Raw genomic sequence first — 17028 nt, 5'->3', positions numbered from 1 at the left:
ATCTCCTCGGCCCGGTCATCGGCCACCGGACAGGCCAAGCGATATGTTGGGCGCATGCGACCCGACGTCGAGCTGAGGCTCCCCGTAGACAGCGCCTACGTCTCCGTGCTGCGTGCCACCACGGTGAGCCTGGCGGCCCGGCTCGACTTCACCGTCGATGACATCGAGGACCTGCGGATGGCCGTGGGCGAGGCCTGCGCCATGGTGCTGCCGTCCGCGACCGAGGGCAGTGACCTCACCTGCGCCTTCCACCTGTCGCCGGGCGAGGTCACGATCACGATCTCGGTCCCCACCGCCTCGCCCGAGCTGCCGGAGGAGGAAGGCTTCGCCTGGCAAGTCCTCACCGCTCTGACGACACATGCAGAGTTCGCGCACACCGAGGGCAACCTGATCGTCTCGATGACGATGCACTCGACGGTCGACGCCTGAGATGAGTACCGAGACCGGGGGCCCACCCGAGACGCCGCTCGCGGCAATGAAACGGGCCAGTGCTGCGCTGTTCGCCATCGTCGGCGACCAGGAGCGCAGCACGGCCGAACGCTCCGTCGCGCGCGACGACCTCGTCCAGCTGCACCTGCCGCTCGTCGAGCACTGCGCACGGCGCTTCCGCAACCGCGGTGAGCCCTACGAGGACCTGGTCCAGGTCGGCACGATCGGGCTGATCAAGGCCGTGGACCGCTTCGACACCGACCGGGGCGTCGAGTTCTCGACGTACGCAACTCCCACCATCATCGGCGAGATCAAGCGCCACTTCCGCGACAAGGGCTGGGCGATCCGGGTCCCCCGCCGGTTGCAGGAGCTGCGGATGCAGATCAGCGCCACGACCGCCGAGCTGAACCAGTCTCTGGGTCGCTCCCCCACCCCCTCCGAGCTCGCTGAGGCGATCGGTTGTCCGGTGGAGGAGGTCATCGAGGGCATCGAGTCGAGCAACGCCTACTCGACGCTCTCACTCGATGCCGGGGACAGCAGCGAGGACGGCGGCGCGCTGACCATGCTGGACACGATGGGTGTCGACGACGCCGGCCTGGAGCACGTCGAGCTGCGCGAGTCGCTCAAGCCGCTGCTCGAGCAGTTGCCGGCGCGGGAGAAGAACATCCTGATGCTGCGCTTCTTCAAGAACATGACCCAGTCCCAGATCGCAGCCGAGGTCGGCGTCAGCCAGATGCACGTCTCGAGGCTGCTGAACAAGACGCTCGAGCACCTGCGCGAGGCACTGGCCGAGAGCTGATCCGACTCGGCTGACCCGACTCGACCGCTCAGCGGGAGGGCCTCTCAGTCGTCCATGGCGGCGCGCTCGTCGAGGCGCTCGATGCTGGCCGGGTGAAAGATCCCGGCGAGCACCACGACCGCGACAGCCGCCACCACGATCGCGACCATGGTGGTCTCGCCACCACGGAAGCTCCAGGCGACGCCGAGCAGGATCAGCTGGGTCAGCACGATCGGGCTGCGCGCACCCGACGATCCACGGGAGAGCAGCCAGGCGCCCCACCCCAGGGCGAGGCCGTAGAGCACGAAGAACAGGGCCGAGGTCAGGCCCATCGCGAGTCGCTCGGTGGAGGTGTTCGTGAGCTCGAGAATCCCGTAGCCGAGCAGGACCAGGGCCTGGACTGCAGCCAGGCTCGCGGCCACGGTCAAGGGGGCCGGCGAGCGGTCTTCGGGAGAGTCGATCACGTGGAAAACTCTACTTGTGACCAAAGTGACCCCTGTAAGGGGTTGTCTTGGGCCCGTTCTCTTGCGAATCTGTTCCGTGCGCCCGAAACAGGTGAGTCATCTGCCTGCGCGCACTTGAACTCAACGTGGCGACCCGCAGGCCGCCGACGACTTACGAAAGAGGGAGTCCCCCGCCATGGATTGGCGCCATCGCTCCGCGTGTCTCGACGAAGACCCGGAGTTGTTCTTCCCGATCGGCAACACCGGTCCCGCGATCCTTCAGATCGAAGAGGCCAAGCAGGTGTGCCGACGCTGCGAGGTGCGCGAACAGTGCCTTGCCTGGGCCCTCGAGGCGGGACAGGACCACGGTGTCTGGGGTGGACTCGGCGAGGACGAGCGTCGCGCGCTCAAGCGCCGCAACGCCCGGGCCCGCGTCCGTACCGCCTGACCTCAACAGCGGCACCCGCGCGAACGGACTTCGCAGATCTCCACCGGGGTTCTCGGTCGACCCCGGCTCCTGGATTGACCGGACTTCGCGGTCGACTCAATCGATCGGGATGTCGATCTGCGCGCGCGTCCCGGTGGTCAGCGGCGCATGAGCTGCTCCGAGCTCGAGCTGCCCGTCGAGCTCGGACTCCACCAGCGTGCGCACGATCGACAGGCCGAGGTTGACCGTCGACTCGAGGTCGAATCCCTCCGGCAGGCCCAGTCCGTCATCCTCGATGGTGACGTGCAGCCGGCCGACCAGTCGACGCGCCTCGACCGAGATCTGGCCCTGGTCCCCCGCCTGGTAGCCGTGCTCCACGGAGTTCTGCAGCAGCTCGGTGAGCACCATCGCCAGGGCCGTCGCGGCCTCCGAGGTCAGCACGCCGAAGGAACCCGAGCGACGTACTTTCACGCTCTCCCCCACGGCGCTGACATCGGTGACCATCCGGCCCAGCCGGTCTGCGACCTCGTCGAAGTCGACGTACTCCTCGACGGCCCGGCTCAGCGTCTCGTGGACGATCGCGATCGAGCCGACGCGTCGTACGGCCTCCTCGAGCGCCGCCTTGGCATCCGGGTTGCCCATCCGCCGGGCCTGGAGCCGCAGCAGTGCCGCCACCGTCTGCAGGTTGTTCTTCACCCGGTGGTGGATCTCGCGGATCGTGGCGTCCTTGGTGACCAGCTCGCGGTCACGGCGTCGTAGGTCGGTGATGTCGCGCATCAGGATCAGCGCGCCGATGTGCTCCCCGGCGGGACGCAGCGGGATCGCGCGCGCCACCACGACCAGCCCGTCGGTGCCGATCTCGGCATCCTTGTGGCTGCGTCCGCCGAGCACCGCACCGAGGGTCTCCTCGTCCGGACGGCGACGCGGCGGAATCAGCTCCCGGGTGAGGTCGACCAGCACCCGGTTGGTCAGGTCGCCGGTGTGGCCGAGCCGTCGATAGACGCTCTGCGCGTTCGGTGAGGCATAGGTGACGATGCCGGCCGCGCTGACCCGGACGAACCCGTCACCCACCCGCGGGGTGTCCGCGTGGTCGCTGCGGTCGCCCGGCGAGGGGAACAGGCCCAGGCTGATCATCTGGGTCAGGTCGGCCGCGGTCTCGAGGTAGGAGAGCTCCAGGCGGCTCGGCGTACGCACACCCATCAGGTTGGTGTTGCGCGCCACCACCGCGATCACCCGGTCGGCGCGGCGCACCGGGATCGTCTCCACCCGCACGGGTACGTCGTCTCGCCACTCCGGGTCGCCCTCGCGGATCACCCGGCCGGTGCGCAACGCCTGGTCCAGCAGTGGACGCCGTCCCTCGGGCACGAAGGTGCCGACCACGTCGTCGAGCAGTGCGGTGGGACCGGTCGTCGGGCGCATCTGCCCGCCGGCCCAGAAGCCCTTCCCCTCGTTGTCCGGCAACCAGAGGACCAGGTCGGCGAACGAGAGGTCCGCAATGATCTGCCAGTCCGCCATCAGACGCTCGAGCCAGGCGATGTCGTCGCCGTCGAGGTCCGTGTGCGCGGTGGCCAGTTCGTCGAGTGTCGGCACCCCGTCAGGGTAGTGCTGTCCATCCCTGACGAGGCACTCGACGCAAGTTGGCAAGCGTCACTCGTCTACTGGCAGACTGTCAGTATGGGCTGGACATCTTGGGAAAACGTGCGCGCCAAAGGTCTTGAGGTGCCCGACGACCGCCCATTGACCGACCTCACAGCGGAGCTGACCGCGATGCTCGGAAGCATCGATCCGGCGCGTCGCGACGAGACCGCCTATCTGGTGCTGGCCACCTGGATCTCTCGTGGCGTCTATGACGACCTGCTGAGCGGGCTCGGCGACGGGATGGCGGCGGGACTCGCGGTGGGACTGGGCGAGAAGGACTCCGACAACGTCTTCCGGCGCAGCTTCTCGGCCCTCGTGCTGGCCGAGTGCCTGCGCCGCAACAACGTGGCGGACCTGCTCACCACCGACAAGGTGCTGACCTGGGGTGACCGGTTGGCCTCCTGGTTCCTGCGCGAGCAGGACCTGCGTGGCCACGTCGCCGACAAGGGCTGGGCGCACGCCGTGGCCCACGGCGCCGACGCGTTGGGAGCGTTGGCCGCTTCTCCGGGCGTGGGTGCCGCGGAGCTGACGGTGATCCTCGACGTGATCAGCGACCGGCTGCACCTGAGCACCCACCACCGGCTCGTCAACGGCGAGCCGGACCGGCTGGCCGCCGCGGCGATGGACGTGCTGCGGCGCAACCTGGTCCCGCTGAACGTGCTCGAACCGTGGATCAACCGGATCGCCTCCCAGGGTGGCGCGCTCGATCCCACCGCTCGCGCGTTCAACTCCCAGTCGTTCCTGAGGGGCCTGAACCTGCAGCTGTCGCTGGGCTCCCCGCGTCCCGAGTTCCGCTCCGACCTGCTGCTGACGTTGTCGGAGGCGCTGCGCCGCACCAACTCGGAGTACCTGACCCCACGCTGAATTCGTCGCTCGGCCCCATCGTCTGGCGCGATGGCCTAGCCTCATCGGCATGAGCGACGTCACACTCTCCGGCCACGGCGGCGAGCACGCCGTACACGTTGCCCGCGCGCACGGCACGCAGGCGATGTTCACCCTCTCGGGCGCACATGTCTTCCCGATGTATGACGGAGCGGTCAAGGCCGATCCGCCGATGCGCATCGTCGACGTGCGCCACGAGCAGACCGCCGCGTTCGCGGCCGAGGCGACCGGCAAGCTGACCCGTACGCCGGGCCTCGCCGTGCTCACCGCCGGCCCGGGTGTCACCAACGGGGCCAGCGCGATCGCGCAGGCGCAGTTCGCCGGGTCCCCGATGGTGGTCGTCGGCGGACGCGCACCGCAGAACCGCTGGGGCACCGGCAGCCTGCAGGAGCTCGACCAGCCGCCGATTCTGGCGCCGATCTCCAAGCTGGCCAGGACGATCCCCACCGCGGGCGAGATCGCCACCGGCATCGACCAGGCCTTCACCGTGGCCGGATCCTCGCACCGCGGACCGGTCTTCGTGGACGTGCCGATGGACGAGTTCTTCAACTCCGCCGAGGTCGCCTGGTCAGGCCCCGCTGAGCGCTCGGCCGAGGCGCCGGACCCGGATGCCATCTCTGCCATCGCCGAACTGCTCGGCCAGTCCTCGCGCCCGGTGTTCATCCTGGGCACCGACGTCTGGGCCGATCGCGCCGAGGTCGCTGCGCTCTCGTTCGTCGAGGCGCTCGGAGTTCCCGCGATCACCAACGGGATGGGACGCGGCGTCGTCCCCGGTGGCCATCCGCTGCTGGTCACCAAGGCACGTGGCCAGGCACTGAACGGCGCAGACCTGGTCGTCGTGGTGGGCACGCCGCTGGACTTCCGGCTCGGCTATGGAGTCTTCGGCGGCAAGGACGGAGCCACCGCCGCGCAGGTGGTCCACATCGCCGACTCCGCGGCCCAGGTGTCCGGGCACGCGACGCTCGCGGGCTCGGCCCACGGCGACCTGTCCCTGTGCTTCGAAGGTCTCGCCAACGCGGTCGATCGGGTGGTCCGCAAGCCCGACTGGAAGCCGTGGGTCTCATCGCTGCAGGAGACCGTGGCCGCGACCGTCGAGCGGGACAGCGCACTGCTCAGCGCCGAGGCCGACCCGATCCACCCGGCTCGGATCTATGGCGAGCTCGTTCCGCGCCTTGCCGACGACGCCGTGGTGATCGGTGACGGCGGCGACTTCGTCTCGTTCGCGGGCAAGTTCGTCGAGCCCAAGCGACCCGGCGGATGGCTCGACCCCGGCCCCTACGGCTGCCTGGGCGCCGGCCTCGGCGCGGCGATGGCGGCACGATTGGCCCGCCCGTCCTCGCAGGTGGTGCTCCTGCTCGGCGACGGAGCGGCGGGCTTCTCGCTGATGGACGTGGACTCCCTGGTCCGTCAAGACCTCCCGGTGGTGATGGTCTGCGGCAACAACTCCGCCTGGGGGCTGGAGAAGGGGCCGATGCAGATGCTCTACGGCTATGACGTGGCCGCCGACCTGGCGCCGCAGACGGCGTACGACGAGGTGGTCAAGGCCCTGGGCGGTGGCGGGGAGACCGTCACCGACCCGCGCCAGATCGGGCCGGCCATCGACCGCGCCTTCGACTCGGGCGTGCCCTACCTGGTCAACGTGATCACCGACGTCAACGCGGCCTACCCGCGGAACACGTTCGGCATCTGATGCCCTCGATCTGATGGCCGAGGTCCGTTGATGCGTGTCCGCCTGGCCGAACCCTCGGAGTACGCCGCTCTCGGCGAGCTCACTGCTGCTGCGTACGCCGACTTCACGTTGGGGCCGGCCGATCCGTACGTCGACAAGTTGCGCGATGCCAGAGCTCGCGCGAAGGAGGCGGAACTGTGGGTTGCCTCGGACGACTCAGGAACTCTGCTCGGCTGCGTGACGTGGTGCCCGCCGGGCTCGGTGTGGCGGGAGATCAGCCGGCCCGGCGAGGGCGAGTTCCGGATGCTCGCTGTGTCACCGTCCGCACAGGGGCAGGGCGTGGGAGTGGCCCTGGCTGAGCACTGCATCGCGTTGTCCCGGGCGGACGGTGACTCGGCGATGGTGCTCTCGTCGCTGCCCGGCATGGCCGCCGCGCACCGGCTCTATGCACGGCTCGGATTCGAGCGGCTGCCGGAGCGGGACTGGTCGCCGGTGCCGGGCGTTGAATTGATTGCGTTCCGATTGGGCTACTGAGCCGACTTCGGAAGATGGCAGTGATCTACTCGCACCACGTGGCTGCTATCCACTGCTGTCTCCCTCAATCGTTCTTGGTGACTGTCATGGTCACCTGTTCGCCCTTGCGCAGCACACTGCCAGGCGCCGGAGAGACTTCCACTATGGTCCCCTCTTTCGCGCCCGTGGTGAAGCCTTCGGTGATCGTCCTGATCGCCACCTCGAAGCCAAGGTCTTCCAAAGCATCGCGATACCGCTCGGTTGGTTTGCCGTCCGGGTGATTGTTGGCGTCATCCAGACCTGGCACCCCGGCCCAGCCATCGGGCAGCACGCTGACTCCGCTGAGGAGTTGCTCGACCTGGAGGCGAGCCGTCGCTTCAACCGTGTGCGAGGACGCTGCCCGAAGAGTCACCTGGTCGTCTATGAAGTACAGCCCACCCGAGCACAGCACTGCGCCCGGCGTCCCTTCCAGCGGGTCGCACTGGATCTCTTCCCGTCTGGCCTGATTGCCGTCCACCTGCACCCGCTCCGGATTCTCGATTCCAGCTCTGGACAATCCTGAGCCGAACTCCACCGTCTGCACCCCTGGCTGGCGGTAGAACTTGCACAACCGCTCCCCCAGTCCCACTGGCATCAGGACCGTGTTCACTGATGGGGTTCCGCACTCGGTCGTGTTCATGCCCCAGTCCTGTGGCACGGTGAAGGCGAACCGACCGCTGGCGACCAGTTGCTTCCCGTCGGGGATGTCGAGGGTTTCGGTTCCATCGGTCTTGTCCTTGCCCGGAGCCTTCGTCTCCTCGGTCGTTGGAGCGGTGGTGTTCTTCGCGGCGTCACCGGTGATCTGGACGGTGACCTCCTCGCCGACCTTGACCGGCGTGCCAACAACCGGATCGACGCCGACGGCGAATCCGTCCGGGATCTCCTTGTTCTCCACGTACTCCACGCGCGGTTCGAGACCCATCTGCTTGAGTAGCCGAACGTATTCGGCACCTGACTTCGCCTGCATCTCCAGAGAGACCGACTCGCGCAGCGGGATGGTGGTCTGGCCGTCGGGCAGGACCCGGATCCGGGACAGGATTTCGTCCACCTCGGCACGCGCCTGGTCCAGATCAGGGTTCGACACCTCAGCCAGGACCTGGACGTCCTGCTCGGGGAACTCGACAGCCGACCGACAGATGTCACTCATCCCTCCGCCGACGTCGAAGTAATGGGTACAGGGGATCTCCGCACGAGATGCCTTCACTCCGTCAACCTCGATCTGCTCCCACTTCGCGGCGACATCACGCCCATCTCGAGTGATCTTCACGCTGCTCACGACGGCCGGCCGACTCCACCCGCAAGCGGGAGTGAGGCCCTGATCGATAACCACCGTGTCTGCCTGCGGGGTGCCACACCGCACCTCGTTCGTCCCCCACTCCTGCGGCACCTCGATCACCACGTTCTCGATCCCGACCAGCCGCATCCCCGGCGCAGGGGTGACGAGGCCGGGCTCGGCAACCGAAGGCTTCCCCCCGGGGTCCGGCGACAGCACCGCGATTCCGCCGATCACAGTCGCGACGGCCGCGGCCGATGCCAGTGCGGTCCAGGCTCCGCGACGGCGCCGGGACCTCTGCGCGGCGGCGTACATCTGGTTCATCGGCGGGGCACCGACCTCGGTGCGGTCGGCCGTGCGCTCAAGCATCTCGGCCAGTGTCTCGTCGCTCATGACGTGCCTCGCAGTTCGCTCAGGTGGGGGTCTTCGGCGAGGACCTTCAACGCCCGGGAGAGGCGGCTCTTCACGGTGCCGACCGGTACGTCGAGCGCGGCAGCCGTATGCTGCTCCGACAGGTGCGCATAGAACCGCAGCACCACCACGGCCCGCTGGTCGGCGCTGAGTCTGGCCAGGGAACGCTGCATCGCGTCGGCAGTGTCCACCGCGTCGGTGCCATCGGGAGTGCCGTCGTCGGGCAACACCTGAACCGGCCGCTCACCCGTCCAACGACGACGCCGCTCGGAGGTGAACGTGTTCACCAGCACCCGGTGAACATAGGCGTCACGGTCATCGGCTCGCTGCACCTTCGACCAGTGCACCAGGCACTTGGTCAGCGCCGTCTGGGTGATGTCCTCAGCCTCAGCGGGCGAGCAGCCCAACAGCACGGCCGAGCGCACGAGTCGTGTCCAGCGCGAGGCGACGTACTCACTGAACTCGTCGTCGCGCCCCATGCCACCGTCCCCGATCGGCCCGCCCGGTTGGCGTGGTCCTCACTCTGGCAGACGCGTCAGGGGCGCGCCGGGGTTCCATCGTGCTCGATCGTCCTCTTCACAGACGCGACATGAACTTCTCTACATCGACGATCACCCGGGTCACCTCGCCGTTGCCGACCAGCTTGCCGTCCATCCGCGCCGAGACGGCGAACCGGACCAGCCGCCCGTCGACGTACGACGCGCCTGCGTCGACGTCGATCTGCCGGCCGACCGCGCTCGCACCGAGGTGCTCCAGCGAGATCCGGGTGCCCACCGAGGTCTTGCCCTCACCGACTGCGGGAGCGATCGCCTCACAGGTGACTGCCTCGCACCAGGCCAGCAGGCGCGGCGTGCCGAGCACCCGCAACGAACCGGAGCCGACCGCGAGCGCGGTGTCCTGATCGGTGACGGTGAAGGTGCGGGTGGCGGCCAGCTCGGGAGTGGTCATGGACCGAGTCTCGCGCACCCAGGTCCGAGCCACCAAAGGAAACGAAGAAGCCCCCTTACTCCGAGGAGCGAGGGGGCTTCGTCAACGACTGATGATCAGGCGTTGGGGCGCTTGCCGTGGTTTGCGCCCTTCTTCTTACGAGCGCGGCGCTTGCGGCCAGTCTTGCCCATGGTGTCCTCCTGTGAGATCTGCGGCGGCCATTGTCGCAGGAAACGCGGGTTCGCCGCGAATCGGGCCCGTCGATCTCAGCGTTCGGTGATCTCGACCTGCACCTGACGCAGCTGCACCAGGACTCGATCACGCAGGCCCACCGGGGCGGACTCGGCGCAGGATCGGGCGACGACGGCCTTCACGGTGCGCTCGAGGTCATATTTGCGCAGGCACGGCCCGCACTCCTCGAGGTGGGCACGCACGACGGTGCAGTCGCCCTCCTCGAGCTCGTTGTCGATGAGGTAGACGATGCGCTCGATGAAGTCGGCACAGTCCTCGCCGCGGGGAAAGGTCTCTTCGCTCACGACTCGTCACCCTCTCCGTCGATGCGCAGCACGGAGTTCTCACGCACATAGTCGGAGAGCATCTCGCGCAACTGGCGACGCCCACGGTGCAGACGGGACATCACGGTCCCGATCGGAGTTTCCATGATCTCCGCGATCTCCTTGTAGGGGAATCCCTCGACATCTGCGAGATAGACCGCGAGGCGGAACTCCTCGGGCAGACGCTGCAGAGCGTCCTTGACCTGCGAGTCGGGGAGATGTTCGAGGGCTTCCATCTCCGCGGACTTCAAGCCGGTCGACGTGTGCGACTCGGCCCGTGCCAACTGCCAGTCCTCGACGTCCTCGGCCATCGACTGCTGCGGCTGACGCTGCTTCTTGCGATAGTTGTTGATGAACGTGTTGGTGAGGATCCGGTAGAGCCAGGCCTTCAAGTTCGTGCCGGGCTTGTACTGGTGGAAGGCGCTGAACGCCTTCGCGAAGGTCTCCTGGACCAGGTCCTCGGCATCGGCCGGGTTGCGGGTCATCCGCATGGCCGCGCCGTAGAGCTGGTCGAGGAAGGGCAGGGCGTCTCGCTCGAACCGCAGCGAACGCTCTGCGTCGGACTCGTTGGCGATGTCGAAGTCACTCATGTCGAGATCACCGGTCAGGGATTCAGTCATCGCCTCCCAGCCTAGCGGGGAAGTCGGACGATCGAGTAGGTCGAGCATGTCCTACTCAACGCGACTGGTGGGAAAACCATTCCCGCGCCGACCCAGGTTCACGCACCACGCTCAGCGCGCGATCACCCGGACGATCCATTCCAGGGTCGCCTCGACCACCAGGGCCGAGACCTCCTCGAGGCTCAACGGCGCGCTCTTGGCGACCCGCAGCGAGTGGTCGGCCGCGGGCACCTCGACCAGGTTGGTGCCCTCGGGGAACTCCGGCGGAGTGCCCATCGGGTCACGCTCCCCCTGCACCACCAGCGTCGGCACCCCGGCGCCTTCCAGCTCGTGCAACCGGGACTTCTCCGGCTTGCCGGGCGGGTGCAGCGGGAAGGACAGCGCGAGTACGCCGGCGGCCCCGAGGTCGCTCGCACAGCGCGCGGCCGAACGGGCACCTGCCGAGCGTCCGCCGACCACCAGCGGCGTACGCGGTCGGGTCGCCTTGGCCGCCGCGGTCAGGCCGACATCGAGCGTGGGAGGCGGCGTGGCCACCTTGCGTCCGGACACCCGCCACGGCTGCTCGAAGCGGTGCACGGTGATGCCCTGCCCGGGCAGGTCGCGGGCGAGCGCCTCGAGGTCGTGGGTGTCGATCCCGGCGCCGGCGCCGTGGCTGAGCAGCAGGGTCGCGATCGGGTTGCGCGCACGCGAGGAGACCAGACGGCCCGGTCCGTGCGGGGTCTCGATCATCTTCGTGGCGGTGGCCATCAGTGCTCCCGGGGCAGGTCGTCGATCGGCAGCGGCTCGATGAGCTCGGGTCCGTTGTTGCGCACGTTGCTGACCATCGCCGAGACCGGGTAGGCCTCGAGCCGCCCGGGCGCTGCCGGCTCGAGCAGGTCCAGCAGCTCGGCGCCGCGGGTGGTCGGATCGAGCCAGTCAGTCCACCGCTCGGTCGGCACCATCAGCGGCATCCGGTCGTGGATGTGGCCGAGGTCGTCCTCGGCGTCGGTGGTGATCACCGTGCAGGTCCACCGGAACGGGCTCGGGTGATCCTCGGGCAGGCTCGGGTCGCGCCAGATCTCATAGAGCCCGGCCATGGCCAGCACGCCGTTGTCGCGTGGACGGATGAAGAACGGCTGCTTCTTCGGCTTCCCGTTCTTGCCGACCTGCTGGGTCGGGTACCACTCGAAGTAGCCATCGGCCGGCAGCAGGCAGCGACGCGCAGCGAACGCCCGCCGATAGGCCGGCTTCTCCGCGACGGTCTCCATCCGGGCATTGATCATCCGGTTCCCGATCGAGGCTTCCTTGGCCCACGACGGGATCAGGCCCCAGTTGAGGACCCGCAGCTGACGCTGCTGCGGTCGCTCTTGTTTCGCCGGCCGCTCGAGGACCGCGTAGACCTCCTTGGTCGGCGCGACGTTGAAGTCCGGCTCGAGTGGCGCAGGGATCAGCGCCTCCTCGACCTCGAACTCCTCGATCAGGTCCTCGGGTTGGCGTGAGGATGCATAGCGGCCGCACATGTGACACAGCCTAGAGGTGCCCCTGACCAGACCTGCGGCTCGCGGGTCAGCGCCGGCAGAGCTCGTCGAGCAGGAGGGCCGCGGCCTCGTCGGTCTGCGGCAGCCCCTCGATCCAGAGCCGCGTGGGCTCCGAGGACACCAGCTTGCGCAGCAGCGCGACCCGTCTGCCGAGGCGGCCGTCACGTTCGGCGATCACCACGACCCGCTGGCTGCCCGAGCGTCCGATCGTCTCGGAGCCGGCGAAGACCGTGCGCGCCACCTCGCCGAGCCGGACCAGACGCATCGCGCGGGTGAAGGAGTCGCCGCCGACCGGGTCGTTCGGCAGGTCGAGGACGACCAGGGCATGGGTCTTGTCGACAGAGTGGGCACCGCGGTAGAGCTCGCTGAGCCGGCTGCGGATGTGGGCCAGGCTGGCCAGTCCGGTCATCGGGTCCTCGCAGCTGAGCTGGTGCAGATAGGCGAGCGTCGACTCGCTCCACGCCATCGACAGTGCGCGTACGTCGGCGAAGACCGGCTCCGAGCCCGTCACCGCGAGCGCTGTCCGGTTCAGCGCCTCGAGGGCGTCGTCGAGCGACGCACCATCCTGCGCGAGCCTGCTCCCGGCCACCTCACACGCTTCGATGGAGCCCGATCCCGAGGCGAGGGCCTCCCCCACTGCTTCGAAGTGCGCCGGCAACCCCCGCCGTACGCTCTCCTGCAGTTCCTTCCCTGCCTCGGGACCCGCCGTGTCGTCCTTTCGCGCTCTTGTCGCAAAGAAACCCACGGCTGCTCCCCTCGGTGTCGTGCTCCCACGTGCAGCAATGGAACGGGCCCAGGTGGGAACCATGACGCGATTCCCAGGAATTCTTTTCGGTCACCTCGGGTACCTCGCCACGATTGATCGACAAAACGTCATCTTTTGCCCACTTGATCGTTGGATGCTCTGTGACCACCACGCTTGCCGAGATCGACGGTCCGGGCGACGCCGAGCTCATCTCGGCCGTCCGGGGTGGCGACCTGTCCGCATATGGCGACCTCTTCGAGCGCCACGTCGACGCCGCCCGCCGGTTGGCCAGGCAACTGACCAACCACTCCGATGCCGACGACCTCGTCTCGGATGCGTTCGCCAAGGTGCTCAAGGTGCTCCAGGACGGTCGCGGGCCCGACCTGGCCTTCCGCGCCTACCTGCTGACCGCCGTACGCCGCCTGCACATCGACCGCATCCGCTCCACCAGCAAGCTGCACACCACCGGCGACCTCGAACCCTTCGATCCCGGCGTGCCGTTCCGCGACACCGCCGTCGAGGGCTTCGAGAACGCGGCCGCCGCCAAGGCGTTCGCCTCCCTGCCCGAGCGCTGGCAGTTGGTGCTCTGGCACACCGAGGTCGAGGGCCACAAGCCGGCCGAGGTCGCGACCCTGCTCGGGATGAGCGCCAACTCGGTCTCCGCGCTCGCCTATCGCGCACGTGAAGGCTTGCGCCAGGCGTTCCTCAACTCGCACGCCGTGGAGCTCGAGGACGCGCAGTGCCGCTGGACGCACGAACACCTGGGTGGCTACGTCCGCAATGGGCTCTCCAAGCGCGACGCCGGCAAGGTCGAGAAGCACCTGGACGAGTGCCGACCGTGCATGGCGATCTATCTCGAGCTGACCGAGGTCAACTCCAACCTCGGCGCCCTGCTGGCGCCGCTGCTGCTCGGCAGCGTGGCCGGGACGACCTACCTTGCCGGCGCAGGTGGCACGCTGGCCGCCAAGGGCGGCCTGCTGCTCCTGTTCGGCCGGGCGAAAGACCTCGTGCTGGCCAACACGCAGGCCGCTGCCGTCGGCTCGGTCGCGGCCGTCACCGCGGTTGCCGGGGTGAGTGTCGTCGCGATCACGACGGGTGACGACTCCCCGCAGACCGCCGGCTCGCCCCCTGCCGGCATCGTCCGCAGCGCCGAGCCGGCTCCCGCCAAGACCGCGGAGCAGGTCACCGGTCAGGCCACGGACCCTGTGCCCACCGCACCGTCCTCGCCGTCGCCCAACCCGCTCTCCGAGGCACCGGTGCCCGCGCCGTTGCTCGCGCCGCCGATGGGCACGACCCCGACGGACTCACCCTCGACCGACCCGACGCTGGACGCCCCGGGTCCGACCGAGCCGACATCGGACCCGACCTCAACTGACCCGACACCGACAGCACCGGCCGACCCCAGCCCGGCACCCACCGACACCCCACCCGAGCCGGAGCCGTCCCCGACCGCGCCCACCGAACCGCCGGTCACCCACGACCTGAAGCTGTCGATTGCCAAGACGCGCCACACCTTCGGCACCCGCCTGGACATCACGACGAGCGGCTACCCGCCCAACGGCCACGCCACGATCACGATCGACAGCAACCTGCTCGCCTTCGGTCGCATCTCGAAGAAGTGCGACCGGGTCGGCCTCACCACGAAGTTCACCTGTCCCGTCACCGCCGCCGACCCGGCGGTGCGGATCGACCTGGTCCTCGAGGTCTTCACCTCGGTCCGTGCCAGCGTGGTCGCGGACAACTTCACCGACGCCGACACCAGCAACAACAGCGCCAGCTGGAAATCCGCCCTGCTGCCGTGACGTCGCGGGGCCGATACCCTTCGTCCTGTGACCACCCCTCTCGCCGATCCCTGGCCCGCCCCGCGCTTCACCGCGCCCGTCGACGTCACCGTCTCGCTGCCGGGATCGAAGTCACTCACCAACCGTGCCCTGGTCCTGGCCGCACTGGCCGAAGGTCCCTCCGTCGTACGCCGTGCCCTGCACTCGCGTGACACCTTGCTGATGGCACAAGCACTGACCTCGCTCGGCGCCGACGTGGACACCTCCGGCGACGACTGGGCCGTCACCCCCCGTGCCTTCGACCGGGACGCCTCCGTCGACTGTGGCCTGGCCGGGACCGTGATGCGCTTCGTGCCACCGCTGGCCGGTCTGTCGACCGGCACCATCGACTTCGACGGCGACGAGCACATGCGCAACCGGCCGGTCGGGGAGATCCTCACCGCGCTGCGTTCGCTGGGCATGGACGTGAGCGAGGGCGACCGGCTCCCGTTCGCCGTCACCGGGTCGGGCTCGGTGCAGGGCGGCGCCGTGGTCATCGACGCCTCCGCGTCCTCGCAGTTCGTCTCGGCGCTCCTGCTCGCCGGCGCCCGCTATGACCAGGGCCTCGACGTACGCCACGACGGCAAGCCCGTGCCGTCGCTCCCCCACATCGAGATGACCGTGGCGATGCTGCGCCAGCACGGTGTGGACGTCGACGACTCGGACGCCAACCGCTGGGTCGTCGCTCCGGGCCTGATCGCGCCGGTGGACCACGAGATCGAGCCGGACCTCTCCAACGCCGCCCCCTTCCTGGCCCTGGCCGCCGTCACCGGAGGGTCGGTGACCGTGCGCGACTGGCCCGCCGAGACCCACCAGGCCGGCAACGAGCTGCGCGAGATCCTCACCCGGATGGGTTGCCACGTGGCCCTGGGCGACGACGGCCTGACGGTGAAGGGTCCGGAGCGACTCGAGGGGATCGACATCGACCTGCACGACGTGGGCGAGCTGACGCCGTGCGTCGCCGCCCTCTGCGCCCTGGCCGACTCACCGTCCCACCTGCGCGGAGTCGCGCACATCCGGGCCCACGAGACCGACCGGCTCGCCGCCCTGGCCACCGAGCTGGGCAACCTCGGCGCCGAGGTCACCGAGCACGACGACGGCTTGTCGATCAAGCCCGCTCCGCTGCACGGCGGCGTCTTCCGCACCTATGCCGACCACCGGATGGCCCATGCCGGGGTGATCATCGCTGCCGCGGTCGAGGGCGTGCTCGTCGAGAACATCGCGACGACCGCGAAGACGTTCCCCGACTTCGCCGAGTTCTGGGCGGGCCTGCGATGAGCGCCGCCACCACGGGAGGCACTGCCGGATGAGCGGTCGCTACCACGAGCACGACATCGAGCACTATGACCGGCCGCGGCGGCGTACCCGCCCCCGCACCAAGGATCGACCCGCTCATGAGGATGCCGTCGACGCCGTCGTGGTGACCGTGGACCGTGGCCGGTTCACCCTGCGCTACGACGGTCGCAAGGTGATGGCGATGAAGTCGCGCCCGCTGGGCCGCAAGGGCGTCGTGGTGGGTGACTCGGTGCGAGTGGTCGGGGACGTCTCCGGCGCCGATGGCAGCCTGGCCCGGATCGTGGAGGTCAACGAGCGTTCCACCACGCTGCGCCGTACCGCCGACGACGACGACCCGGTCGAGCGGGTGATCGTCTCCAACGCCTCCCAGCTCGTCGTGGTCGCGGCTCTGGCCGACCCCGAGCCGAGGCCGCGGCTGATCGACCGGGCTCTGGTGGCGGCGTACGACGCGGGCATGCAGCCGATCCTGTGCCTGACCAAGTCCGACCTGGCCGATCCGGAGACCCTGCTGTCGACGTACCGCTCCCTGGGCGTGCCCTGGGTGGTCACCCAACGCGGCGGGGACGTCGAGCCGGTGCGCCAGGTGCTCGCCGGGAAGACCAGCGTCCTGGTCGGTCACAGCGGCGTCGGCAAGTCCACCCTGGTCAACGCTCTCGTCCCGACCGCCCAACGCGAGGTGGGCGTGGTCAACTCCGTGACCGGGCGTGGCCGGCACACCTCCACCTCGGCCTACATGCTGCCGCTGCCCGGCGACGACGGCTGGATCATCGACACTCCGGGCATCCGGTCCTTCGGGCTCGCCCACGTGCAGCCGGAGAACCTGATCGAGGCCTTCCCGGACCTCGACGAGATGACCGAGGACTGCCCTCGGGGGTGCACGCACGGTGAGGACGAGCCCGAGTGCGGACTCGACGTGGCGATGACCGACGGCGAGGTCGACCCGGAGCGGGTCGAGTCGTTCCGCCGGCTGCTCGCCTCACGTGAGGGAGCACCGGACCAGTCCCCCTGATCGTTCGTCCGATCAACTCAGACAGGTCAGGCCAGACC

20 protein-coding genes are annotated in these 17028 nt (G+C 68.9%); 9 read left to right on the top strand and 11 right to left on the bottom strand.

Annotation, left to right across the window (positions count from 1 at the left end; genetic code table 11):
- Positions 1-54: 54 nt before the first annotated feature.
- Both BJ980_RS17490 and BJ980_RS17485 read left to right on the top strand, forming a co-directional pair.
- Positions 55-429, top strand: a complete 375-nt coding sequence (locus tag BJ980_RS17490) for an ATP-binding protein (protein ID WP_179503472.1) — start codon at positions 55-57, stop codon at positions 427-429.
- A gap of 1 nt (position 430) precedes the next feature.
- Positions 431-1228, top strand: coding sequence for an RNA polymerase sigma factor SigF (locus tag BJ980_RS17485; protein WP_179503471.1), 798 nt, complete (start codon positions 431-433; stop codon positions 1226-1228).
- A gap of 44 nt (positions 1229-1272) precedes the next feature.
- On the opposite strand, the gene BJ980_RS17480 is transcribed toward BJ980_RS17485, so the two are convergent.
- On the bottom strand, positions 1273-1671 hold the full coding sequence (locus BJ980_RS17480) for a hypothetical protein (RefSeq protein ID WP_179503470.1): 399 nt from the start codon (positions 1669-1671) through the stop codon (positions 1273-1275).
- A gap of 175 nt (positions 1672-1846) precedes the next feature.
- On the opposite strand from BJ980_RS17480, the gene BJ980_RS17475 reads away from it, so the two are divergent.
- On the top strand, positions 1847-2098 hold the full coding sequence (locus tag BJ980_RS17475) for a WhiB family transcriptional regulator (protein ID WP_056686333.1): 252 nt from the start codon (positions 1847-1849) through the stop codon (positions 2096-2098).
- Positions 2099-2194: 96 nt separating this feature from the next.
- On the opposite strand, the gene BJ980_RS17470 is transcribed toward BJ980_RS17475, so the two are convergent.
- Positions 2195-3667 carry a histidine kinase N-terminal domain-containing protein gene (locus BJ980_RS17470; RefSeq protein ID WP_179503469.1) on the bottom strand — a complete coding sequence of 491 codons (1473 nt, stop codon included), beginning with the start codon at positions 3665-3667 and terminating at the stop codon, positions 2195-2197.
- A gap of 147 nt (positions 3668-3814) precedes the next feature.
- Here BJ980_RS17470 and BJ980_RS17465 point away from each other — a divergent pair, with 147 nt between their 5' ends.
- The 3 genes from BJ980_RS17465 to BJ980_RS17455 are packed head-to-tail and all read left to right on the top strand — an operon-like array spanning position 3815 to position 6800.
- Positions 3815-4579 (top strand): DUF2785 domain-containing protein, encoded by a 765-nt coding sequence (locus BJ980_RS17465; RefSeq protein WP_343047861.1) that lies wholly within the window; start codon positions 3815-3817, stop codon positions 4577-4579.
- 49 nt (positions 4580-4628) lie between these two features.
- Positions 4629-6287 (top strand): acetolactate synthase, encoded by a 1659-nt coding sequence (locus tag BJ980_RS17460; protein ID WP_179503467.1) that lies wholly within the window; start codon positions 4629-4631, stop codon positions 6285-6287.
- A gap of 30 nt (positions 6288-6317) precedes the next feature.
- Complete coding sequence (locus BJ980_RS17455) at positions 6318-6800, top strand: GNAT family N-acetyltransferase (protein WP_179503466.1); 483 nt, start codon at positions 6318-6320, stop codon at positions 6798-6800.
- Positions 6801-6864: 64 nt separating this feature from the next.
- Here BJ980_RS17455 and BJ980_RS17450 read toward each other — a convergent pair whose 3' ends face one another.
- The 9 genes from BJ980_RS17450 to BJ980_RS17415 all read right to left on the bottom strand — a co-directional run bounded on the left by BJ980_RS17450 (position 6865) and on the right by BJ980_RS17415 (position 12778).
- The gene (locus BJ980_RS17450) at positions 6865-8484 is read right to left on the bottom strand and encodes a PASTA domain-containing protein (protein ID WP_179503465.1); all 1620 of its coding nucleotides are present in this window, start codon (positions 8482-8484) and stop codon (positions 6865-6867) included.
- The gene (locus BJ980_RS17445; RefSeq protein ID WP_179503464.1) at positions 8481-8981 is read right to left on the bottom strand and encodes a SigE family RNA polymerase sigma factor; all 501 of its coding nucleotides are present in this window, start codon (positions 8979-8981) and stop codon (positions 8481-8483) included. The genes BJ980_RS17450 and BJ980_RS17445 overlap by 4 nt, the downstream gene beginning before the upstream one ends.
- Before the next feature lie 97 nt (positions 8982-9078).
- On the bottom strand, positions 9079-9450 hold the full coding sequence (locus BJ980_RS17440; RefSeq protein ID WP_179503463.1) for a thioesterase family protein: 372 nt from the start codon (positions 9448-9450) through the stop codon (positions 9079-9081).
- Positions 9451-9545: 95 nt separating this feature from the next.
- On the bottom strand, positions 9546-9620 hold the full coding sequence (locus BJ980_RS19625) for a 50S ribosomal protein bL37 (RefSeq protein WP_369759046.1): 75 nt from the start codon (positions 9618-9620) through the stop codon (positions 9546-9548).
- 75 nt (positions 9621-9695) lie between these two features.
- Positions 9696-9965, bottom strand: coding sequence for a mycothiol system anti-sigma-R factor (gene rsrA / locus BJ980_RS17435; RefSeq protein ID WP_179503462.1), 270 nt, complete (start codon positions 9963-9965; stop codon positions 9696-9698).
- Positions 9962-10603 (bottom strand): sigma-70 family RNA polymerase sigma factor, encoded by a 642-nt coding sequence (locus BJ980_RS17430; RefSeq protein ID WP_179503461.1) that lies wholly within the window; start codon positions 10601-10603, stop codon positions 9962-9964. Before BJ980_RS17430 ends, rsrA begins: the two co-directional genes overlap by 4 nt.
- Before the next feature lie 111 nt (positions 10604-10714).
- The gene (locus BJ980_RS17425) at positions 10715-11350 is read right to left on the bottom strand and encodes an alpha/beta hydrolase family protein (RefSeq protein WP_179503460.1); all 636 of its coding nucleotides are present in this window, start codon (positions 11348-11350) and stop codon (positions 10715-10717) included.
- Positions 11350-12102 carry an SOS response-associated peptidase gene (locus BJ980_RS17420; RefSeq protein WP_179503459.1) on the bottom strand — a complete coding sequence of 251 codons (753 nt, stop codon included), beginning with the start codon at positions 12100-12102 and terminating at the stop codon, positions 11350-11352. Before BJ980_RS17420 ends, BJ980_RS17425 begins: the two co-directional genes overlap by 1 nt.
- Positions 12103-12148: 46 nt before the next feature.
- Entirely contained in the window at positions 12149-12778 is a 630-nt protein-coding gene (locus BJ980_RS17415) for a nucleotidyl cyclase domain-containing protein (protein ID WP_179503458.1), read from the bottom strand.
- 248 nt (positions 12779-13026) lie between these two features.
- Between BJ980_RS17415 and BJ980_RS17410 the strand changes: the two genes are divergently transcribed.
- The 3 genes from BJ980_RS17410 to rsgA are packed head-to-tail and all read left to right on the top strand — an operon-like array spanning position 13027 to position 16990.
- A complete protein-coding gene (locus tag BJ980_RS17410; protein ID WP_179503457.1) occupies positions 13027-14667 on the top strand; it encodes a sigma-70 family RNA polymerase sigma factor in 1641 nt (546 codons plus the stop codon).
- A gap of 27 nt (positions 14668-14694) precedes the next feature.
- Positions 14695-15963, top strand: a complete 1269-nt coding sequence (gene aroA / locus BJ980_RS17405; RefSeq protein WP_179503456.1) for a 3-phosphoshikimate 1-carboxyvinyltransferase — start codon at positions 14695-14697, stop codon at positions 15961-15963.
- A gap of 28 nt (positions 15964-15991) precedes the next feature.
- Entirely contained in the window at positions 15992-16990 is a 999-nt protein-coding gene (rsgA, locus tag BJ980_RS17400; RefSeq protein WP_179503455.1) for a ribosome small subunit-dependent GTPase A, read from the top strand.
- Positions 16991-17028: the final 38 nt, after the last annotated feature.

The organism is Nocardioides daedukensis, assembly GCF_013408415.1.
In the GTDB taxonomy this organism is placed as follows: Bacteria; Actinomycetota; Actinomycetes; order Propionibacteriales; family Nocardioidaceae; genus Nocardioides; species Nocardioides daedukensis.
This window is presented reverse-complemented; position numbering and strand designations above follow the sequence as displayed.

Bases quoted from the DNA above. Each gene is read 5' to 3' on its own strand.
- BJ980_RS17440 (WP_179503463.1), bottom strand. From the start codon at position 9,450: ATGACCACTCCCGAGCTGGCCGCCACCCGCACCTTCACCGTCACCGAT.
- BJ980_RS17475 (WP_056686333.1), top strand. From the start codon at position 1,847: ATGGATTGGCGCCATCGCTCCGCGTGTCTCGACGAAGACCCGGAGTTG.
- BJ980_RS17455 (WP_179503466.1), top strand. From the start codon at position 6,318: ATGCGTGTCCGCCTGGCCGAACCCTCGGAGTACGCCGCTCTCGGCGAG.
- BJ980_RS17460 (WP_179503467.1), top strand. From the start codon at position 4,629: ATGAGCGACGTCACACTCTCCGGCCACGGCGGCGAGCACGCCGTACAC.
- BJ980_RS17450 (WP_179503465.1), bottom strand. From the start codon at position 8,484: ATGAGCGACGAGACACTGGCCGAGATGCTTGAGCGCACGGCCGACCGC.
- rsgA (WP_179503455.1), top strand. From the start codon at position 15,992: ATGAGCGGTCGCTACCACGAGCACGACATCGAGCACTATGACCGGCCG.
- BJ980_RS17445 (WP_179503464.1), bottom strand. From the start codon at position 8,981: ATGGGGCGCGACGACGAGTTCAGTGAGTACGTCGCCTCGCGCTGGACA.
- BJ980_RS17425 (WP_179503460.1), bottom strand. From the start codon at position 11,350: ATGGCCACCGCCACGAAGATGATCGAGACCCCGCACGGACCGGGCCGT.
- BJ980_RS17490 (WP_179503472.1), top strand. From the start codon at position 55: ATGCGACCCGACGTCGAGCTGAGGCTCCCCGTAGACAGCGCCTACGTC.
- BJ980_RS17430 (WP_179503461.1), bottom strand. From the start codon at position 10,603: ATGACTGAATCCCTGACCGGTGATCTCGACATGAGTGACTTCGACATC.
- BJ980_RS17485 (WP_179503471.1), top strand. From the start codon at position 431: ATGAGTACCGAGACCGGGGGCCCACCCGAGACGCCGCTCGCGGCAATG.
- BJ980_RS17420 (WP_179503459.1), bottom strand. From the start codon at position 12,102: ATGTGCGGCCGCTATGCATCCTCACGCCAACCCGAGGACCTGATCGAG.